The organism is Parabacteroides sp. PM6-13 (assembly GCF_029892605.1).
Classification (GTDB): domain Bacteria; phylum Bacteroidota; class Bacteroidia; order Bacteroidales; family Tannerellaceae; genus QVMG01.
The window spans coordinates 1-1519 of record NZ_JARXWF010000036.1 but is presented as its reverse complement, the minus strand read 5'-3'; the positions used below and the strand labels follow the sequence as shown (position 1 = coordinate 1519).

The following is a 1519-nucleotide window of genomic DNA, read 5'->3' as shown; positions in this document are numbered from 1 at the left end:
TATTGTATGCAATGGAGGTGATACCCCGGTTCTGATCCTGAGTCATTGCTCCGTTTTGGTTGTAGGTATACTCCGTTGTCTTATTCACATAATCCTTGAAGTCCTGCGACTGGCTATCGGAAATATTGCCCACCCCATCGGTCGCTTTTACGACACGGTTGCCGTTGCGTACCATCGTAATCTGATCGATCTTTCCATAGGTCTGATATGCCGTGCGTCCATAGCGCTGAATTGTCATCATATTTCCATTCTTATCATACGAGTATGATGCCGCAAAGTTTCCCGAGCCTTTGGTATAGGATGCATTCGTCAGACGGGACAAACCATCGTAGGTGAATTCATATCGCTTATGGTCGTAAGCAAGGTAAACCTGCCAGTAAGTTATATTACTGCCGTAGGTATAACCAAAGTGCTGATTAAAAAAGCCACGAAGTATATATTCCATCCGTGAGCGGACATCATACAACCGGGTATCCAGCATTTGGCTGAGTTCCATCGGCACATTGGTATTGATACGTCCAAGCGCATCATAAGTATTAGCCTCCAACACCTTCCCCGTAGAAGCACCATTCCATTTATGCGTCGTAGTCGTTGGGCGGCGGGCATGGTCATAGGCATAAAGGTATTCCTCGGTGTATTCCGTATTGGTTGGAGAGCGGTGCGAGAGGAAGCGTTTCTCCGGAAGGCCATCGAAGGCTAAGGAGAGAAACTCCTTATTGATCTTCCCATTATGATCTTTAGACTTTGTTTGCACCATGCGCCCACGGTTATCGTAATAGTAGACCGTAGAGAGGGTCGTTGCCGTTCCTTTGAGCATCATATGCAGTTCGCCGGTCAGAAGGCCTTGTGTTTTTGCCGTGTCTACAATGGAATAACCCGAGCGGGTCTCTTCCTTAAAATCAGTGGAGCTACTGCTTCGCGCGGGAACACCATTATAGCTGCAAAAATTATAGTTATCATAGTACCAGGCCGAATGGGTCGTGGCGGTGGTCAGCGTATAGTTGAGGGTATACCCCTTATAGCTATTTGTTGTTCCACCCCAGGAGGCAGTTACCACCGTGTTGATCAAGGGATCACTATTGTAAGTAAGAGAGTTCTTACAGATTCCCTCCAACACCACCCGCCCAAAGCGGTCGGGAATCGTAAAACGCCATTCGCCCCGCGTACGTTGTTCACCATCCTGACTGAAAATCAACCGATCCGCCTTGTCGTAGATATAATAAATCCAGTCCGCACCCGGCAGCTTCTTGGCGATGCAATGCCCGCGGTCGTTATACTTATACATATAGGCATAGTCCATAAAGACCGGCGAGGTCTCGGTAAAGACATTGGAGGAATAGCCGTCGGTGCCCAGCGGAGGAAGCACCACGCGCAAATGTCCATAGTCATCGTATATATAGTAGGTATCAAAAAAGGTTGAGCCCGAAATCTGACGGGTCAATATCACATGTCCCTCTTTATCCGTAAAGGTATAGAGAGGGTTATTGTCTTCATCTTTCGTTTCCGTGACATAGAGCAG

Annotated in this window: 1 pseudogene; it reads right to left on the bottom strand. The window is 47.7% G+C overall.

Annotated elements, in window-relative coordinates:
• A pseudogene (locus M2134_RS15740) lies at positions 1-1519 on the bottom strand (RHS repeat-associated core domain-containing protein); the annotation flags it as partial.